The following is a 16,971-nucleotide window of genomic DNA, read 5'->3' as shown; positions in this document are numbered from 1 at the left end:
CGGGTGGTCGTCTGCCGGAGGCCGGCCCGGCGCATCCCGCCGCCGCGGCCTGGCCCCCCCGGCGCCCGGTAGGCCGGGCGCCCGGCTAGCCTGGCGCCAGGCGCTGCCACAGCGCCAGCAGCGCCGCCTCCGGCGCGCCGTCGCTGCGATGGGTGGCGAAGCTCCAGCCCGCCGCCGCCGCCAGCGCGGCCAGGCCGGCGCGATGCGCCGCCAGCCGCTCCGCATACAAAGCACGAACTCCCTCAACACGGGGTAACAGCAAGGCGGGTTCGCCGGTCAGCCCCTCGAAGCGCACCCGCCCGGCATAGGGCAGCGTCTCCTCGGCCGGGTCCAGCACCTGCAGCAGATGGCCGCGCACGCCGCGCCCGGCCAGCGCCGCCACCTGGGTGCGGATCTCGTCCAGCGGCGCCAGGAAATCGCCGATCAGCACGGCGCGGGCATGGCGGGGCAGGGCATCGTCGGCGGGGGGCGGGGTGTGGCGCGGCAGCGCCTCGGCCAGGGAGGGCAGGGCACCACGCCCGGCATAGGCGCGCCGCTCGCCCAGCAGCCGCACCCGCTCGCCGCCGCGCAGCAGCAGGCTGGCCAGCGCCAGCAGCAGCAACTCGGCCCGCTCGCGCTTTTCCGGCCGGTCGGGGCCGCCGCGCCAGGCCATGCCGGGGCCTGCGTCGCGCCACAGCGCGACGCTCTGCGCCGCCTCCCATTCGGTCTCGCGCACATAGAGCCGGTCCGACTTGGCGCTTTGCCGCCAGTCGATGCGGGAAAGGGCATCGCCCGTGGCATAGGGGCGGAACTGCCAGAAGGCGTCGCCCTGGCCGGCGCGGCGCCGCCCATGCACGCCCTGCATCACCGTCGCGGCCACCCGCTCCGCCGCCACCACCAGCGGCGGCAGGCGGCTGCCCAGGGCAGTGGCGCGCAGCGCCGCCAGCGCCGGCGGCTGGCCGGCGACGCTGGATACGGCGCCCCGCGCGGGCCTGGCGGGCTCCGCCCCGCGCCCGGAAGAAGCGCCCTCAGCCAAGGCTGGCCTTCAGCGCGCCGATCACGTCCGCGAGCTTCACCCCATCGGCGCGGGCGGAGAAATTCAGCGCCATGCGGTGGCGCAGCACCGGCTCGGCCAGGGCGATCACATCCTCGACACTCGGCGCCAGGCGGCCATCGAGCACGGCCCGCGCCCGGCAGGCCAGCATCAGCGCCTGCGCCGCGCGCGGCCCCGGCCCCCAGGCCAGGTGCTGCTGCACGGCCGGCAGGGTGGCGGTCTCCGGCCGGGCGCCGCGCACCAGCTTCAGGATGGCGTCCAGCACCGCCTCGCTGACCGGGATGCGGCGGATCAGCGCCTGGGCGGCGATCAGCTCGGCGGCGCTCATGGCGGGCTCGGGCTTCGCCTCGGCGGCGCCGGTGGTGGCCAGCAGCATGGCGCGCTCCGCCGCCTCGTCCGGATAGGTCACCTCGACCTCCAGCAGGAAGCGGTCGAGCTGCGCCTCGGGCAGCGGGTAGGTGCCTTCCTGCTCGATCGGGTTCTGCGTCGCCAGCACATGGAAGGGGGCGGGCAGCAGATGGGTGGTGCCGCCCATCGCCACCTTCCGCTCCTGCATCGCCTGCAGCAGGGCGGATTGGGTGCGCGGGCTGGCGCGGTTGATCTCATCCGCCATCAGCAGCTGACAGAAAACCGGGCCCTGGATGAAGCGGAAGGCGCGTTTCCCGCCCTCGCCCTCCTCCAGCACCTCGCTGCCCAGGATGTCGGCCGGCATCAGATCGGGGGTGAACTGCACGCGGCTCTCGGCCAGGCCCAGCACGGTGCCCAGCGTCTCCACCAGCCGGGTCTTGCCCAGGCCCGGCACGCCCACCAGCAGCACATGGCCGCCGGAGAGGATGGTGATCAGCACCTGCTCCACCACCTCGGGCTGGCCGAAGATCACGCGGCCCACCGCCTGGCGCACCCGGGCCAATCGCGTCCCCAGCGCCTCGACCTCCGAGATGAGGATGTTCGGATCGATGGGGTCCGCCACTTCAACCATGCCCTGGTGCCTCCTTATATAGCCGGATATGGGAAGCCGGCCCGCCTTGGCCAGCCCGCCCCTTCTGCCAGGAGCGAGACTTGGGGAAGCCTATGACCACCGGGCGCATGGACGAAGCATTGAAACAATCCGGGATTGAGCAGGGCTGCTGCCTGCGCGCGCAGGCCCCCGAGGCGGTGGCGCGAAAGCCCGCCAGGGCGGCGCGCTCCGGCCCGCCGGGGCGGCCGCGCCATGAATGCGGTTCGCTCGACATGCGCATCGCCAAGGATGGCAGCTGGCACTACAAGGGCAGCCCGATCGGCCGCAAGGAGCTGGTCTGCCTCTTCGCCTCCGTCCTCAAGCGCGAGCCGGATGGCAGCTACTGGCTGGAGACCCCGGCCGAGCGCGGCACGATCGAGGTGGAGGACGCCCCCTTCGTCGCCGTCGAGGTGTTCTGGCGCCGCTGCGAGGGGCGGCAATGCCTGACCTTCCGCACCAATCTGGACGAGATGGTCACGGCGGATGCCGACCACCCGATCCGCGTCGCCATCGACCCGCGCACCCGCCAGCCGCGCCCCTATGTGACGGTGCGCCCCGGGCTGGAGGCCCGCATCAACCGCGCCGTCTTCTACGAGCTGGTGGCGCTGGCCGAGCCCGAGCGGGTGCAGGGCCGCGAGGTGCTGGGCGTCTGGAGCGAGGGCATCTTCTTCCCGATCGACGAGGTGCCGGCGGTGCAGGGCGCGGCCGCCGGGTGAGCGGCGCCGCCTCCCGCCCCGCCGGGGCCGGTTTCGCGCTGGACCCGGAAGAGCTGACCCGCCGCCTCTCCGACCCGGCCCGGCTGCGCTGGCTGGCCGAGCGCGTGGCGTCCGAGGACCGCGCGCTGGGCGAGCAGCCGCTGGACAGCGCCGCCGGCCCGGCCACCCTGGGGAAGCCGTCCGCCGTGCTGGTGCCGGTGGTGCTGGGCCCGCGCCCGAGCCTGCTGCTGACGCTGCGCGCCGCGAAGCTCTCCAGCCATGCCGGGCAGGTCTCCTTCCCCGGCGGCCGCATCGAGCCGGGCGAGAACCCCGAGCAGGCGGCCCTGCGCGAGGCGGCGGAGGAGATCGGCCTGGATCCGCGCCTGCCGCGCCTGCTCGGCCGGCTGCCCGGCCATGTGACCGGCACCGGCTATCACGTGACGCCGGTGCTGGCGCTGCTGGAGCCGCCGCTGAACATCCTCCCCTCGCCGGATGAGGTGGAGCAGGCCTTCGAATACGATCTCGCCGCGCTGCTCGACCCGGCGCTGCCGGAGCGCCGCACGGCGATCTGGAAGGGCGAGCGGCGCAGCTTCTATGTCTGGCCGCATGCCACCCATTACGTCTGGGGCGCGACGGCGGCGATCATGCGCAACCTGGCCCTGCTGCTGCGGCATCCCGACGCGGCCTGAGCGCCGCCGGCGCGGTGCTGCCCGCCGGCTTGTTGCGATGCCGTTCTTGTGTTGCGCGGCCCCGCCCGGGTGAGTGTAGCCTTCCCGTGAGGTCCAGGCTCGTCCCCTGGGCCGCAGGCTCAGCCCGGCTGCCGACCCCGCCCTCGCCGATGCCGCACCGCCCGGCTCGCGGGCCGGGCCGGCGCGGCGGGCTGCGCTCCCCGACAGGACCCGCTCCTCCAGCACCCTCCCGCGCGGCATGAAAGGTGGCAACCATGACCCAGGACCCGAAGGCGCTCCCGGAAGCCTCACAGCCGGCGCAGCCCCAGCTGCCGGAGGCCCCTCTGCCCCTGGCGGAGTCCGAGCTCGACACCGTCACCGGCGGCCTGGTGGCCGTGAATTACGGCCTGATCGGCGTGCAGCTGAACAGCCAGCTCAGCCAGTCTGCCAGCAGCCTGCAATCCCAGATGGGGTCCTTGTTCAACGGCAAGGTGCCGGGCGGATCCTAGGGCCGCGCGGCCTCCCGGCGCGGGCAGGGCAGGCTGGCGGGCGGCGCTGACCTGACGGCGCGCCGGCCGCGCGCCGGCGCCATGCCCTGAGCGCCGCCGCCCCTTCGTCGCCGCCGCCTCAGCGCAGCCCGTCCCACAGCGGCAGGCCGAGCAGCGCCGCCAGCCCGATCAGCAGGAAGCAGGCGCGGCGGAAGCCGGCCTCGCTGGCCAGGCCGAACAGCCGGCTGCCCACCCAGATGCCGAAGGCATAGGGCGGCGCCACCAGCGCGGCCAGCAGCGCCGCCTGCAGCCCGAGCAGCCCGCCCGCCAGATACACCGCCGCGCTGATGGCGCCGCTGCAGGCGAAGAACAGCACCAGATTGGCGCGCACCTGCGCCGCCGGGATGGCGCCGCCCAGCCAATAGGCCACCACCGGCGGCCCGCCCAGCTGCGCCGCCCCCGAGCACAGCCCGGACGCCGCGCCGACGCCGAGCGACAGCGGCAGCGCCGGCCTTCCGCCATAGCGCCAGCCTGAGGCCAGCAGCAGCAGCATCGCCGCCGCCAGGGCGCAGATGCCCCAGCGCAGCGTCTCCGGCGGCAGATGCAGCAGCAGCCAGGCCCCGGCCGGGGCGCCGGCCAGCGCGCCGGCCGCCAGCGACAGCGCCTGGCCGCGATCCGCCCGGCGCCAGGCCGGCGGCAGCATCGGCAGGGCGGTGACATTGTCGACCAGCAGCAGCACCGGCGCCGCCAGCTGCGGCCCCAGCGCCGCGCTGGCCAGCGGGATGAAGATCAGCGCCGCGCCGAAGCCGGAAAAGCCGCGCGCCAGCCCGGCGGCCAGGGCCGCGCCCAGCGTGACCGCCAGCGCCATCGGATCGGGCAGCATCGCGATGTCCCTCGGCTCAGCGCTTCCGCTTGCGCTCGGCGCGGCGCGGCGGCGCGGGGCGGGCGCGCAGCCGGCGCAGCCCGGTCCAGGCGCGGCGATCCTGCCGCAGCGCCAGCAGGTCCTCCGCCGTGTCGATGTCGCGCAGCGTGCGCAGCAGGGCGATGCGCCGGCCGGCGAAATTGGCCAGCGTGTCGGCCAGCGCGTGCTCGCTGTCCCAGCGCACCGCGCCGAAGGGGCGGGCGGGGCGGCGCGGCGCCAGCCCGGCCAGCCAGAAGCCGCCATCCTCGGCCGGGCCGAACACCGCATCGGCGCGGCCCAGCGCGCGGAAGGCGGCGGCGATGTCGTCGGCCGTGATGCCGGGAATGTCGCTGCCGATGACCACGACACGGCCCGGATGCCGCGCGGTGCAGCGCGCCAGCCGCTGGCCGAGATCGCCCGGGCCCTGCGCCCCGCGCCGCGGGAAGCCGCGCAGCAGCCAGCCGGGCAGCCCGCCGCCGCCGATGGGCGCCAGCGCCAGGATGGTGCGCCAGCGCCGGTCCCGCCCCGGGCCGCGCGCCATCTGCGCCAGCTGCGCGCGGTGGAAGCGCAGCGCCGCCACCGGGCCGATGCCCCTGGCCAGCCGGCGCTTCACCACCCCGAGCCGCGGCGCGGCGGCGAAGATCAGCAGCGTGTCGTTCCTCATGGCCCGGCCCCTTGGGGCGCCGCGGTCTCCGCGCCCGGATCAGACATAACGGGAACGCCGGCCCCGGACCAGACCGCCGCCCGAGTCGCCCGGCCCTGGCCCGGCGCCGCCAGGGCGCTTTCGGCGTTCTTATGATGTTCTTGACTTCGCCGGGCCGCTGGCGAAAGAGTCGCGCGAACGGAAGGGGAACCCGTCAATGCCGGATGGCAGCATCCGCGCCGCCGCCACCACGCTGCTGGACGGGGCGCGCAAGGGCCGTGGCGCCACCAGCAACCCGGCCGTGCGCTTCGACCGGCTGGCGCTGGAAGCCTTCGACGATGGCTGGCAGACGCTGGAAGAGGCCTTCGGCGCGCTGCCGCCCCTGCCCACCACCCTGACGCGCGACGCCGCGCGCTCCGCCATCGCCTGGAACAGCTCCCCCGATGTCGGCTTCGACCGCGCGGTGAACCCCTATCGCGGCTGCGAGCATGGCTGCGTCTATTGCTACGCCCGGCCCAGCCACGCCTATCTCGGCCTCTCCCCCGGGCTGGATTTCGAGACCAAGCTGCAGTTCAAGCCGGAGATCGGCGCGCTGCTGGAGAAGGAGCTGCGCAAGCCCGGCTATGTGCCGCGCCCCATCGCGCTCGGCTCCAACACCGACCCCTACCAGCCGGTGGAGCGCCGACTGAAGCTGACCCGCACCGTGCTGGAGGTGCTGGAGCGCTTCGGCCACCCCGTCACCATCGTCACCAAATCGGCCGGCGTGCTGCGCGACCTCGACATCCTGCAGCGCCTGGCGGCGCGGCGGCTGGTGCGGGTCTGCCTCTCCGTCACCACCCTCGACCCGGCGCTGGCCCGCATCCTGGAGCCGCGCGCGGCAACGCCGGCCCGCCGGCTGGACGCGCTGGCCCGGCTGTCGGAGGCCGGCGTGCCCACCGCCGTGCTGGCTGCGCCGATGATCCCGGCGGTGAACGACATGGAGCTGGAGCGCATCCTGGAACGCGCCGCCAGCGCCGGCGCGACGCGCGGCGGCTACGTCCTGCTGCGCCTGCCGCTGGAGATCGCCGGCCTGTTCGAGGATTGGCTGCGCGAGCACATGCCCGACCGCGCCGACAAGGTGCTCTCCCTGGTGCGGCAGACCCGCGGCGGGCGCGTCTATGACAGCGATTTCGCCCAGCGCATGTCCGGCACCGGCCCCTATGCCGAGATGCTGGCGCGGCGCTTCCGCGTCGCGGCGCAGAGGCTGGGGCTGGGGAAGCGGGAGGGCGAGGGGCTCGATTGCTCGGCCTTCTGCCCGCCGGAGGATCTCAGCCTGCCGAAGCAGCTGGCGTTGTTCTGAAAAGCGCAGGGGGCTCTGCCCCATCGGACGCAGTGCGTCCGATCCCCGCCGGGGGGACAGGGTCCCCCCGGACCCCGCCTTCGGTTAGCGCAGATGTTCCTGCAGGCGGGGCATCAGCTCGACCAGGTTGCAGGGGCGGTGGCGGGCATCCAGCTGGAACCGAAGGATGTCGTCCCAGCCATCCTTCACCGCGCCCGAGGAACCCGGCAGCGCGAACAGGTAGGTGCCGCCCGCGACCCCGCCAATGGCGCGCGACTGCATCGTCGAGGTGCCGATCTTCTGGTAGCTCAGCATGCGGAACAGCTCGCCGAAGCCCTCGATCCGCTTCTCCAGCACCCGGTCGAAGGCCTCCGGCGTCACGTCGCGGCCGGTGATGCCGGTGCCGCCGGTGGTGATGCCGACATCCACCTCCGGGTCGGCGATCCAGCCGCGCAGCACCGCCTCGATCGCATCCACCTCGTCGCGCACGATCTGACGGCTGTGCAGCCGGTGCCCGGCGCCCTCGATCCGCTCGGCCAGCAGCGCGCCGGAGCGGTCGCTCGCCAGGTCGCGGGTGTCGGAGACGGTCAGCACCGCGATGGAGACCGGCAGGAAGCGACGCGATTCATCGATCGGCATGGCGGGAGACCTCCTGCGGCTCGGCCAGCGCCACCTGGTTGCGGCCGGCCCGCTTCGCGGCATACAGCGCCGCATCGGCCGCCGATATCATCGCCTCGGCCGCGCCGCCAGCCTCGCCGCTCCCCTCCGGCGGCAGCCCGGCGATGCCGGCGCTGAAGCTGACCCGCAGCGGCGCCGTCCCGGTCTCGAACACGGTCGCGGCGAAGCGGCTGCGGATGGCGTCGATCAGGCCGCGCGCCGCCTCGGGCGGGGTGTTCAGCAGCAGCACCGCGAACTCCTCCCCGCCATAGCGGCCGAGCAGATCGGTGCGGCGCAGCCGCCGCTGCAGGCTGCGCGCCAGGCCGCGGATCACCCGGTCGCCCATCAGATGGCCATGCGTGTCGTTGACCGACTTGAAATGGTCGAGGTCGATCAGCGCCAGGCTCAGCGTCTGCCCCTCGCGCCAGGCGCGCAGCAGCTCCAGCTCCAGCCGGTCCTTGAAGCGGGCATGGTTCAGCAGCCCGGTCAGGCTGTCCGTGTCCATCATGGCGCGCAGCGCCCGGGCGCGCTCGGCGCGCAGCCGCACCAGCGTCGCCAGCCGGTCCAGATCCACCGGCTTCGGGATGAAGTCGTCGCCGCCGAGGCGCCGCGCCAGGATCTGCCGCTGCTCATCCTGCTCGGCCGAGAGGAACAGGATCGGCAGCGACAGGCTGCGCCGGCTCTGGCGGATGATGCGCGCCAGCTCGATCCCCTCCACCCCCGGCATCTGCATGTCCATCAGCACCAGGTCGGGGTTGATGGCGGCCATGGCGTCGATCGCCTGCTCGGGGGCCGAGACGGTGGTGACCTGCATGCCCGCCTGGCGCAGCGCCAGCGCATAGGCCTCGGCCAGCAGCGAATCATCATCGACCACCAGGATCGAGGCCGGGCTCTCATGCCGCGGCCCGGCGAACTGGTCCAGCCAGTCGGCCAGCTCGTTCAGGTCGGCGGGCTTCGGCACCACCGCCTCCACGCCCGCGCGGGCGGCGGCGAGGCGGGCGGCGAAGCCGGTCTCGGCCGAGAGCAGCACCACCGGGCAGCGCGCCGCGAAATGCCGGCAGGCGATCAGCGCGTCCGGCACCGAATCATCGACCACGGCGCCGGCCAGCCGCGTGCCCTCGGGCAGCGCGCCGCCCGGCAGCACCCCGTCCGGCAGCCGCAGCACCGCATAGCCCAGATGCGCGAACAGTGTGGACAGCCCCGCCTGCCCCTCCTTCTCGGCGAAGAGGTAGAGCGGCTCGGCGGCATCCGGGGCGGGGGCGGCGGCGCCCTCGGCGGCGGCCTCGGCCGCCGGGTCGGGGCCGGCCATCCAGGCCTGGCGCACCGCCTCGATCAGCCGCTCCACCTGGCGCAGCCGGTCGGCGCGCGGCGCCGCCTCCTCGCGCAGGCCGAGCAGCAGCAGCTCCAGCGGCGCCGCGGCGGCGGAGAGGGCGGGGAAGCCGAAGGTGCCGCCGGCGCCGGCCAGCCGGTGCGCCGAGGCCGCCAGCTCGCCCAGCGTCTGCCGCGCCGGCTCGTCCCAGGGCGGCGGCATCAGCGCCGCCCAGCCCTGCTGCAGCCCGGCGACCCGCTCGCCCAGCCGCGCGACACCCTCGGCGCGCAGCCGCCGCAGTGCCTCGCGGATATCCTGCCCGGCCGCCTCAGGCATCGCGCCGCGCCCAGATCTCGCGCAGCGCCGCCGGCAGGGTCATCGGGTCGAAGGGCTTGGAGATGACGTCGAGGCTGCCGAGCGCCCGGTAGCGCGCCACCTCCTGCGGCTGCACCTTGGCGGTCATGAAGATCGCCGGCGTGGTGGCCAGGCCGGGCAGGGTGCGCAGCCTCTCGAGCGTGGTCGGCCCGTCCATGCCCGGCATCATCACGTCGAGCAGCAGCAGCTGCGGCGCGAAGCCCTCGGCGCGGGCCAGCGCCTCCTCGCCCGAGGCGCAGGCCTCCACCGTGAAGCCGCCCACCGCCTTCAGCGCGAAGCTGGCCAGGTGGCGGACATCGGCATCGTCCTCGACATACAGGATGCGCGACAGCGCGGCCTCGCTCATGCCCGGGGCTCCGTGGTGGGGTGCGACGACCGGCCATCGGGGGCCGGGGCGCCTTCGATCAGCTGCAGGATGGTGCCCTGCAGGGCCTGGTTGTCGGTGCGGCTCTTCACCAGCGCGGCGGCGACGCTGCGCGTGGTGCGCGCATCCATGTCGCTGGCCGAGAAGATCAGCACCGGCGGCGGCGGCTGCAGCGCGCGCAGCTCGTGCAGCAGGTCGAGGCCGCTGCCATCCGGCAGGCCGACATCGATCACCACCAGGGCGAAGGGACCGTCCTCGGCCAGCGCCGCGCGCGCCTCGGCCAGGCTGCGGGCGGGGACCATGCGCGCCTCGTCGCCCATCACGGCGGAGACGACGCGGCGGATATCCGGGTCATCCTCGACATGCAGCACGCAGGCCGGGCCGCCGCCGGGGCGGAGCGCGGCGCGCAGCGCCTGGCGCAGCCGCGCCGGGTCGATCGGCTTGTCCAGCCAGTCCACCACGCCGACCGCGTCGCCATTCAGCACCCGCCGCCCATGGTCGGCGGTGGCCGAGATCACCACCACCGGCAGGGCGCGGCCATCCTCGCGCCGGCGCAGCCGGCGGAACAGCGACAGCCCGTCCTCCTCCGGCAGCATCAGGTCGAGCGTCATGGCGTCGAAACGGGCGCGGTCGAGCCAGGCGAAGGCCTCGCGCGCGTCGCGCGCCACCTCGCTGTCCCAGCCATAGCCGTCCAGCATGTGGCGCAGCAGCCGGGCGATGTCGGCGTCATCCTCGACGATCAGCGCGCGGCGGCGCCCGGCCGGGCTGGCCGGCAGCGGCTGCGACAGCCGCTCCACCAGCCGCGGCAGCGAGAAGCAGAAGACGGTGCCGCCGCCCTCGGCATCCTCGAAGCCGATGCTGCCGGCATGGTGCTCGATGATCGCCTTGCTGATCGAGAGCCCGAGCCCGGTGCCGCCCTTCTGCCGCGCATCCGAGGAATCCGCCTGGGCGAAGCGCTGGAAGATGCGGTTGCGGAATTCCGGCGGGATGCCGCGGCCATGGTCGCGCACCCGGAAGATGGCATTGCCGGCATCGACGCCGAGCGACACCTCGACCACCCCGCCGCGCGGCGAGAATTTGGCGGCGTTGGACAGGAGATTGGCCAGCACCTGCTGGATGCGCTGCACATCGGCATAGACCAGCGCGTCCTCGGTGCCCTCATCCAGCTCGAAGCGCACCTCGAACTGCGCGCCATAGGCGGCGTTGGCGGCGACCGCCTGCTGCAGCAGGGCGCGGGCCGAGACCCGCTCGCGCTGGAAGTCGAGCCGGCCGCTCTCGATCTTCTCGATGTCGAGGATGTCGTTGACCAGCAGCACCAGCCGCTCGGCATTCTTGGCGGCGATGTCGAGCAGCTCGCGCACCGGCTCGGGCAGGGTGCCGGCGACGCCGCCCATCACCAGGCCGAGCGAGGCGCGGATCGAGGTCAGCGGCGTGCGCAGCTCATGGCTGACGGTGGAGACGAACTCGCTCTTCAGCGCGTCCAGCCGGTGCCGCTCGGTCACGTCGCGCAGGATGCAGACCGAGGCGCCCTCGGCCGTCGGGCCGACGGAGAGCTCGGCGGGGAAGACGGTGCCATCGGCGCGCCTGGCCTGCACCTCGCCCTGGCGCACGCCATAGCCGGGCACCAGGCTGCGGATGCGCAGGCCGGGCAGCGCCTCCTGCGGCATGCGGAATTGCTGCGCCGCGGCGGCATTGGCCAGCTGGATGCATTCATCGCCATCGACCAGCAGGATCGGGTCGCTGGCATGGTCGAGGATGGATTGCAGCCGGCTGCGCTCATCCGTCAGCTGGCGGTTGGCCTCGCCGCTGGCGCGGTTGGCCTCGGCCAGCGCGTCATAGCTGCGGGTCGAGCTGGTGAGGTAGCGGTGCAGCCCCCAGACCGCCGCCACCGCCAGGATCGCCGCCACCAGCACCAGCAGCAGCATCACCGTGCGGATCTGCTCGACCCGCGTCAGGTAGTGCTGGTTGAAGGCGGCCAGCTCCTCGCGCTCGGCCTGGATCATCGCGTCGATCTGCGCGGTCAGCCGGCTGCGGTCGCCATTCGCCTCGCGCAGCAGCATGGCGTAGTCGAGCCCGGCCGAGCGCTCCAGCCGCAGCGAGGCCTCGAGCCGCGTCACCAGCCCCTGCACGCCGCGATCCAGCGCCTCGGTGGCCTGGCGCTCCTCCTCGGTCTCCTGGGTCATGCTGCGCAGCCGCTCCAGCTGCGCCCGCAGCCGGGTGACGACGGGGCGGAACAGCGATTCCGCCTCGATCCCCGGGGTGGAGAGGGTGACGTTGCGCGCCCCCACCATCTCGAAGACGCTGTTGCGCAGCTCCAGCATCAGGGTGACGGCGCGGTGGCTGGCATCCATCGCCTCGCGCTGGGTGCGGCCGTCATTGATGACCCGCAGGGCCACGAAGCCGCCGCCCGCGAAGAGCGCCAGCAACGCCCCCGAAGCGGCATAGGTGAGGAGGCGGATTCGCAGCGAACGCGAGGCCATGGACCATCCCGGCGGTTGAGGAGGGGAGGCGGTGCGCCCCTGCACCGTGTGGCGCCCGGCGCGGTCCGGCCGGGATGGCATGACCGGGCCGGTCTTGCAACCATCGCGTGAGGCGCCGCCCCGGCTGTCGAGCGGCTGTGAAGCCCGGACCGGGAAGCGGCGCCGCGGCGGCCCCGCTTCCGCTGCTCCTGCCGCGGGCCTGGCGCCTGCGCGGCGCGGCCCCGGGGCGGTCCGCCCCGGGGCGCTCCGTCAGCGGCCGCCGCGCGGCGCGGGCATTTCCGCCACTTCCGTCAGCGCCTCGCCGAAGCGCGGGAAATTGCCCGCGGCCAGCGCGTCCAGGCTCGGCGAAGGCAGGCCAAGCCGGCTGGCATAGATCCAGGAATAGGCCAGCACGCGCTGCACGAAGGCGCGTGTCTCGCCCACCGGGATCGATTCGACGAACAGGAAGGGGTCGTCCTGGTGCCGCACATTGGGCGCCCAGCGCCCGACATTGCCGGGGCCGTTGTTGTAGGCGGCCAGCACGCGGATCAGGTCGCCATCCACCACCTCGCGCGTGGTCAGCAGGTGCAGGTAGCGCTGCGCCAGCTCGAGCGAGAAGGAGGGATCGTGCAGCCGGGCGCGCGCGGCGCCGGACAGCCCGGTCTCCTTCAGGATGTAGGCGGCCGTCGCGGGCATGATCTGCATCAGCCCGCGCGCCCCGGCGGGCGAGACGGCGCGCGGGTCGAAGCGGCTTTCCTGCAGCGCCAGGCCGTAGAGCAGGGCCGGGTCGACGCGGAAGCCGGTCATCGGCTCCAGCCGCGGCAGCGGGAAGCGGTCATAGTCGCGCGGCCGGCCGTCATTGCTCTGCGCCAGTTCCGCCACCTGGGAGGCGAGGTCGGTCAGCCCCGCCTCGCGCGCCGCGGCCAGCATGGCGCGCGACAGGCCCGGATTGCCCTGCGCCGCCGGCCAGAGCCGGCGCAGCTCGGCCTCCGCCCGGTCGCGCTGGCCGATCTGCAGCAGGGCCAGCGCCCGCCAGCCCGAGGCGGTCTCGGCCAGCGCCGCGCCCTCGGCCTCGCCGGCCACCTCGCGCTCCCAGGCGAAGCCGGGGGCGAGGCCCAGGATGCGCCGCGCGATCAGCCCGTAGAAGGTGCGCGGCTCCTGCGCCGCCTGCAGCATCCAGGGCACATAGAGCTGCGGCCGCCGGGTGCGGATGGCCGAGCGCGCGGTCCAGAAGGCCGCCGCCGCGCGCAGGGCGGGGGCGGCGCTGTCGGCGCGCGCCGCCGCCTCGAACCGGGCCAGCGCCAGATCGGCGCGGCCCATGCCCCAGGCGGCCAGGCCCGCGACATAGGCGGGGTAGGCGATGCCGGGCTCGGCCTGCGCCGCCTGGCTGGCGATGCGGTAGGCCTCCTCGTCGCGGCCGCGATGGAACAGGGCCAGCGCCACCTCGCCGCGCAGCATGGCGGCATAGGCGCCGCTGCTGCCGCGGCCGATGGCCGACAGCGCCGCCTCGGCATCGCCATTGGCGGCATGGCCGCGCACGGTGCGGTCCAGCCGCGCATCGCGCCGCAGGCTGCGGCCGACCGGCTCGCTCTCCTCCGGCACCGATTCGGCCTCGGGCGCCAGGAACTCGTCGGGCGGCGCCGGCGGGTGCGGCGCGTTGCGCGGCAGGCGCCGGCGCAGCACGCTGTGCAGATAGGCCGCGTCCGGATGGTCGGCATATTCGGCGAGCCAGGCGTAGAGCTCCGGCACCGAGGGTTCCGGCGCGCCGGGCTGGCGCCAGCGATCGGCCAGGACATGGCCGAGCAGCCGGCGATCCTCCAGCCTTTCGGTCTCCTCCTGCGCCTGGGCGAACTGGCCCTGGGCCTGCAGCAGGAAGATCCGGCGCAGCCGGGCCGCGTCGGAGGGGGCAAGGGGTTGCGGAAGTCCCGCCACGCCGGCACCGGGCCGTGGGTTGGGGACGCTCATAGCCCGCTCAAGGGGGGCGGTCTCTCCGGCCCGTTGCGCCTGGGCAGGGACCTGAACCCCCACCCAGAGCGACGCCGCGCCTCCCAGCCCAAGGGCGAGGAGGCGCGGACGCAGGGCCATGGTGCAGAACGCTCGCATGGCGAGGTCGGCGTTAAAGACCGCGAACCGACAACACAACTCCGATTTCCGGGACGAATCTCATGCGGAGACACAAACCTTACGGAAATCAGGGGTTTGCGCGCCCGGGTTGCATCAAGTCTGGTTTATTTTGTTGTCGGATCGGGCGAATTTTCGCGATCCAGGCTGCGCCGCAGCATCAGCAGGTCGGACCAGGCCTCGCGCTTGGCGGCCGGGTTGCGCAGCAGATAGGCTGGGTGCAGCGTGGGCAGGGCGGGCAGCCCGCCCGCCTCCGCCGGCAGGGCATGCCAGCGGCCGCGCAGCCGGGTGATGCCCTCCTTCGCCCGCAGCAGCGCCTTGGCCGAGGTGCCGCCCAGCATCACCACATGGCGCGGCCGGACCAGCGCGATATGGCGCAGCACCACGGGCAGGAACAGGTTGATCTCGGCATCCGTCGGCGTGCGGTTGCCGGGCGGCCGCCAGGGCAGGATGTTGGTGATGTAGAAGCCCTGGCCCGGCGTGGCGCTGCCCCGGTCCAGCCCGATGCTGGCCAGCATGCGGTCCAGCAGCTGGCCGGAGACCCCGACAAAGGGCCGGCCCAGCCGGTCCTCATCGCCGCCCGGCGCCTCGCCGATCAGCATCAGCCCGCTCTCCGGCTGGCCATCGCCGAAGACCAGGTTGGTGGCGGTGTCGCGCAGCGGCGATTCGATCCGCTCGATGGCGGCGCGCAGGCCGGCCAGGTCCGGCGCGGCGGCGGCCAGGGCGGCGGCGTTCTCGGCCGCCGGCAGGGCGAGCGGGGCCAGTGGCAGCACCGCCGCCGGCGGCCGGCGCGCGGGGCGGGGCGGCGGCGCCCCGGCCTCGGCGGCGTCCCGCGCGGCCATGGCGGGGGCGGCGGCGGCGGGGCCGGGCGGGGGCGCGGCCAGCCGGTCCAGCGGCGCCTCGGCCAGCGCCTCATCCACCCCCCAGTCCAGCTGCAGCCGCAGCGCCGCCAGCAGGGCGGCGGCCTCGGAATCGGGGCCGGGCTGGGGCGTGGCGGGGGGCGGGGGCAGCGTGCTCATCGGTGCCGCCATATCGCGGCCTGGCGGGGTTCCGCGCAACCCGCGATCGGGTTAAGCCAGCCCCGCGGGACCCAAGGGAGAACAGCAACGTGTCCGAACGCGAGAGCATGGAATTCGATGTGCTGATCGTCGGCGCCGGCCCTTCCGGCCTGGCGGCGGCGATCCGGCTGAAGCAGCTCTCGCCGGAGGCTTCGGTCTGCGTCGTCGAGAAGGGGTCCGAGGTCGGCGCGCATATCCTCTCCGGCGCGGTGCTGGAGCCGCGCGCGCTGGACGAGCTGCTGCCTGACTGGCGCGAGGACCCGCCGGAGCTGGCCACCCCCGCCAGCGAGGATGCCTTCCTGTTCCTGACGGAAAGCAAGGCCTACAAGCTGCCGACGCCGCCGCAGATGCACAATCACGGCAATTACGTGGTCAGCCTGGGCAATGTCTGCCGCTGGCTGGGGGCGAAGGCCGAGGCGCTCGGCGTCGAGATCTATCCGGGCTTCGCCGCCTCCGAGACGATCATCGAGGAGGGTGTGGTCAAGGGTGTCGTCGCCGGCGTCATGGGCATCACCCGCGAGGGCGAGGAAGGCCCGAACTACCAGCCGGGCATGGAGCTGCGCGCCCGCTACACCCTGTTCGGCGAGGGCTGCCGCGGCTCGCTGACCAAGAAGCTGGAGGCGCTCTACGGCCTGCGCGAGGGCGTGCAGCCGCAGACCTACGGCCTCGGCATCAAGGAGCTGTGGGAGATCCCGAAGGAGCGCCACGTGCCGGGCAAGATCTGGCACACCACCGGCTGGCCGCTGACCACCGACACCTATGGCGGCACCTGGATCTACATGCTGGGCGAGAATCTGGTCTCGATCGGCATGGTGGTCGGGCTCGACTATCCCAACACCTGGCTCTCGCCCTTCGACGAGATGCAGCGCTTCAAGACGCATCCGGAGATCCGCAAGATCCTGGAGGGCGGCAAGCGCATCGCCTATGGCGCCCGCGCGCTCAATGAGGGCGGCTTCCAGTCGATCCCCAAGCTGGTCTTCCCCGGCGGCGCGCTGATCGGCGACACGGCGGGCTTCCTGAACGTGCCCAAGATCAAGGGCACGCACACTTCCATGAAGTCCGGCATGCTGGCCGCCGAGGCGGCGGCGCGCGCGCTGGAAGCCGGCGAGGCGGCCGCCCCGGTGCTGGAGAGCTATCCCGAGGCGCTGCGCCAGAGCTGGGTGTGGGAGGAGCTGCAGGGCGTGCGCAACATCCGCCCCGGCTTCGCCAAATGGGGCTTCTATGGCGGCATGATCAACGCCGCGCTGGAGACCTATCTGTTCCGCGGCAAGGCGCCCTGGACCCTGGCGCACCATGCCGACCACAGCGCCACCAAGCCCGCCGACCCGGCGAAGAAGATCGCCTACCCCAAGCCGGACGGGAAGCTGACCTTCGACCGGCTCTCCTCGGTCTTCCTCTCCAACACCAACCATGAGGAAGACCAGCCGGCGCATCTGAAGCTGCGCGACCCGTCGCAGTGGAAGCCGGTGAACTGGGATGTCTACCGCTCGCCCGAGAGCCGCTACTGCCCGGCCGCCGTCTATGAGGCGGTGGGCGTGGAGGAGGGCGAGCCGCGCTTGGTGATCAACGCGCAGAACTGCGTGCACTGCAAGACCTGCGACATCAAGGACCCGAAGCAGAACATCGACTGGTGCACGCCGGAGGGCGGCGGCGGTCCGAACTATATCGGCGGGATGTAAGCGGCCTCTTCCGGGCTGCGGAGCGGGGCGGGGTGCTCGCCCCGCCCGCCGGACCGGGGCGGATGCGCCGCCCAGTCTGTCCGGCGTCAGTCTGTCCGGCGTCAGTCTGTCCGGCGTCGGTCTGTCCGGCGTCGGTCTGTCCGGCGTCGGTCTGTCAGGCGCCGGGCTGTCGCGGCCCGGCGCCCCTCAGCATGCCTCCCGGGGCC

The 16,971-nt window shown here is 73.9% G+C and carries 15 protein-coding genes; 5 read left to right on the top strand and 10 right to left on the bottom strand.

What is annotated here, in order from left to right; genetic code table 11:
* Positions 1 to 85: 85 nt before the first annotated feature.
* Together QE401_RS15750 and QE401_RS15745 are read right to left on the bottom strand one after the other, a co-directional pair.
* The gene (locus tag QE401_RS15750) at positions 86 to 1,015 is read right to left on the bottom strand and encodes a DUF58 domain-containing protein (protein ID WP_475638088.1); all 930 of its coding nucleotides are present in this window, start codon (positions 1,013 to 1,015) and stop codon (positions 86 to 88) included.
* Entirely contained in the window at positions 1,008 to 2,012 is a 1,005-nt protein-coding gene (locus QE401_RS15745; RefSeq protein ID WP_307139110.1) for an AAA family ATPase, read from the bottom strand. The genes QE401_RS15750 and QE401_RS15745 overlap by 8 nt, the downstream gene beginning before the upstream one ends.
* A gap of 107 nt (positions 2,013 to 2,119) precedes the next feature.
* Here QE401_RS15745 and QE401_RS15740 point away from each other — a divergent pair, with 107 nt between their 5' ends.
* From QE401_RS15740 to QE401_RS15730, 3 genes are all read left to right on the top strand, one after another.
* Positions 2,120 to 2,746 carry a DUF1285 domain-containing protein gene (locus QE401_RS15740; RefSeq protein ID WP_307139109.1) on the top strand — a complete coding sequence of 209 codons (627 nt, stop codon included), beginning with the start codon at positions 2,120 to 2,122 and terminating at the stop codon, positions 2,744 to 2,746.
* Positions 2,743 to 3,414 (top strand): NUDIX hydrolase, encoded by a 672-nt coding sequence (locus tag QE401_RS15735; protein ID WP_307139108.1) that lies wholly within the window; start codon positions 2,743 to 2,745, stop codon positions 3,412 to 3,414. Before QE401_RS15740 ends, QE401_RS15735 begins: the two co-directional genes overlap by 4 nt.
* Positions 3,415 to 3,668: 254 nt before the next feature.
* Complete coding sequence (locus QE401_RS15730) at positions 3,669 to 3,902, top strand: hypothetical protein (protein ID WP_307139107.1); 234 nt, start codon at positions 3,669 to 3,671, stop codon at positions 3,900 to 3,902.
* 118 nt (positions 3,903 to 4,020) lie between these two features.
* On the opposite strand, the gene QE401_RS15725 is transcribed toward QE401_RS15730, so the two are convergent.
* On the bottom strand, positions 4,021 to 4,764 hold the full coding sequence (locus QE401_RS15725; RefSeq protein ID WP_307139106.1) for a sulfite exporter TauE/SafE family protein: 744 nt from the start codon (positions 4,762 to 4,764) through the stop codon (positions 4,021 to 4,023).
* 16 nt (positions 4,765 to 4,780) lie between these two features.
* Entirely contained in the window at positions 4,781 to 5,446 is a 666-nt protein-coding gene (locus QE401_RS15720; protein ID WP_307139105.1) for a TIGR04282 family arsenosugar biosynthesis glycosyltransferase, read from the bottom strand.
* 196 nt (positions 5,447 to 5,642) lie between these two features.
* Here QE401_RS15720 and QE401_RS15715 point away from each other — a divergent pair, with 196 nt between their 5' ends.
* The gene (locus QE401_RS15715; protein ID WP_307139104.1) at positions 5,643 to 6,764 is read left to right on the top strand and encodes a PA0069 family radical SAM protein; all 1,122 of its coding nucleotides are present in this window, start codon (positions 5,643 to 5,645) and stop codon (positions 6,762 to 6,764) included.
* Positions 6,765 to 6,848: 84 nt separating this feature from the next.
* Here the strand turns inward: QE401_RS15715 and moaB are convergent, their stop codons facing one another.
* The 6 genes from moaB to QE401_RS15685 form a co-directional block, all read right to left on the bottom strand.
* Positions 6,849 to 7,382: a molybdenum cofactor biosynthesis protein B gene (gene moaB, locus QE401_RS15710; protein WP_307139103.1), complete on the bottom strand. Its 534-nt coding sequence runs from the start codon at positions 7,380 to 7,382 to the stop codon at positions 6,849 to 6,851.
* Positions 7,369 to 9,045 (bottom strand): GGDEF domain-containing response regulator, encoded by a 1,677-nt coding sequence (locus tag QE401_RS15705; RefSeq protein ID WP_307139102.1) that lies wholly within the window; start codon positions 9,043 to 9,045, stop codon positions 7,369 to 7,371. Before QE401_RS15705 ends, moaB begins: the two co-directional genes overlap by 14 nt.
* On the bottom strand, positions 9,038 to 9,430 hold the full coding sequence (locus QE401_RS15700) for a response regulator (protein ID WP_307139101.1): 393 nt from the start codon (positions 9,428 to 9,430) through the stop codon (positions 9,038 to 9,040). Before QE401_RS15700 ends, QE401_RS15705 begins: the two co-directional genes overlap by 8 nt.
* Entirely contained in the window at positions 9,427 to 11,928 is a 2,502-nt protein-coding gene (locus tag QE401_RS15695; protein WP_307139100.1) for a response regulator, read from the bottom strand. The genes QE401_RS15700 and QE401_RS15695 overlap by 4 nt, the downstream gene beginning before the upstream one ends.
* Before the next feature lie 249 nt (positions 11,929 to 12,177).
* The gene (locus QE401_RS15690) at positions 12,178 to 13,872 is read right to left on the bottom strand and encodes a lytic transglycosylase domain-containing protein (protein WP_307139099.1); all 1,695 of its coding nucleotides are present in this window, start codon (positions 13,870 to 13,872) and stop codon (positions 12,178 to 12,180) included.
* Positions 13,873 to 14,135: 263 nt separating this feature from the next.
* On the bottom strand, positions 14,136 to 15,047 hold the full coding sequence (locus QE401_RS15685) for a uracil-DNA glycosylase (RefSeq protein ID WP_307139098.1): 912 nt from the start codon (positions 15,045 to 15,047) through the stop codon (positions 14,136 to 14,138).
* A gap of 107 nt (positions 15,048 to 15,154) precedes the next feature.
* On the opposite strand from QE401_RS15685, the gene QE401_RS15680 reads away from it, so the two are divergent.
* Positions 15,155 to 16,765 (top strand): electron transfer flavoprotein-ubiquinone oxidoreductase, encoded by a 1,611-nt coding sequence (locus QE401_RS15680; RefSeq protein WP_307140257.1) that lies wholly within the window; start codon positions 15,155 to 15,157, stop codon positions 16,763 to 16,765.
* The last annotated feature ends 206 nt before the right edge of the window (positions 16,766 to 16,971 follow it).

It is taken from the genome of Pseudoroseomonas cervicalis (assembly GCF_030818485.1).
Taxonomy (GTDB): Bacteria; Pseudomonadota; Alphaproteobacteria; order Acetobacterales; family Acetobacteraceae; genus Pseudoroseomonas; species Pseudoroseomonas cervicalis_A.
Note: the sequence above shows the minus strand (reverse complement) of the source record. Positions and strands in the feature narration are given on the sequence as shown.

What these genes read in the sequence shown, in the direction of transcription:
- QE401_RS15685 (WP_307139098.1), bottom strand. Translation starts at nt 15,047, where the DNA reads ATGAGCACGCTGCCCCCGCCCCCCGCCACGCCCCAGCCCGGCCCCGAT.
- QE401_RS15700 (WP_307139101.1), bottom strand. Translation starts at nt 9,430, where the DNA reads ATGAGCGAGGCCGCGCTGTCGCGCATCCTGTATGTCGAGGACGATGCC.
- moaB (WP_307139103.1), bottom strand. Translation starts at nt 7,382, where the DNA reads ATGCCGATCGATGAATCGCGTCGCTTCCTGCCGGTCTCCATCGCGGTG.
- QE401_RS15705 (WP_307139102.1), bottom strand. Translation starts at nt 9,045, where the DNA reads ATGCCTGAGGCGGCCGGGCAGGATATCCGCGAGGCACTGCGGCGGCTG.
- QE401_RS15740 (WP_307139109.1), top strand. Translation starts at nt 2,120, where the DNA reads ATGGACGAAGCATTGAAACAATCCGGGATTGAGCAGGGCTGCTGCCTG.
- QE401_RS15690 (WP_307139099.1), bottom strand. Translation starts at nt 13,872, where the DNA reads ATGAGCGTCCCCAACCCACGGCCCGGTGCCGGCGTGGCGGGACTTCCG.
- QE401_RS15695 (WP_307139100.1), bottom strand. Translation starts at nt 11,928, where the DNA reads ATGGCCTCGCGTTCGCTGCGAATCCGCCTCCTCACCTATGCCGCTTCG.
- QE401_RS15720 (WP_307139105.1), bottom strand. Translation starts at nt 5,446, where the DNA reads ATGAGGAACGACACGCTGCTGATCTTCGCCGCCGCGCCGCGGCTCGGG.
- QE401_RS15730 (WP_307139107.1), top strand. Translation starts at nt 3,669, where the DNA reads ATGACCCAGGACCCGAAGGCGCTCCCGGAAGCCTCACAGCCGGCGCAG.
- QE401_RS15725 (WP_307139106.1), bottom strand. Translation starts at nt 4,764, where the DNA reads ATGCTGCCCGATCCGATGGCGCTGGCGGTCACGCTGGGCGCGGCCCTG.
- QE401_RS15745 (WP_307139110.1), bottom strand. Translation starts at nt 2,012, where the DNA reads ATGGTTGAAGTGGCGGACCCCATCGATCCGAACATCCTCATCTCGGAG.
- QE401_RS15680 (WP_307140257.1), top strand. Translation starts at nt 15,155, where the DNA reads ATGGAATTCGATGTGCTGATCGTCGGCGCCGGCCCTTCCGGCCTGGCG.
- QE401_RS15715 (WP_307139104.1), top strand. Translation starts at nt 5,643, where the DNA reads ATGCCGGATGGCAGCATCCGCGCCGCCGCCACCACGCTGCTGGACGGG.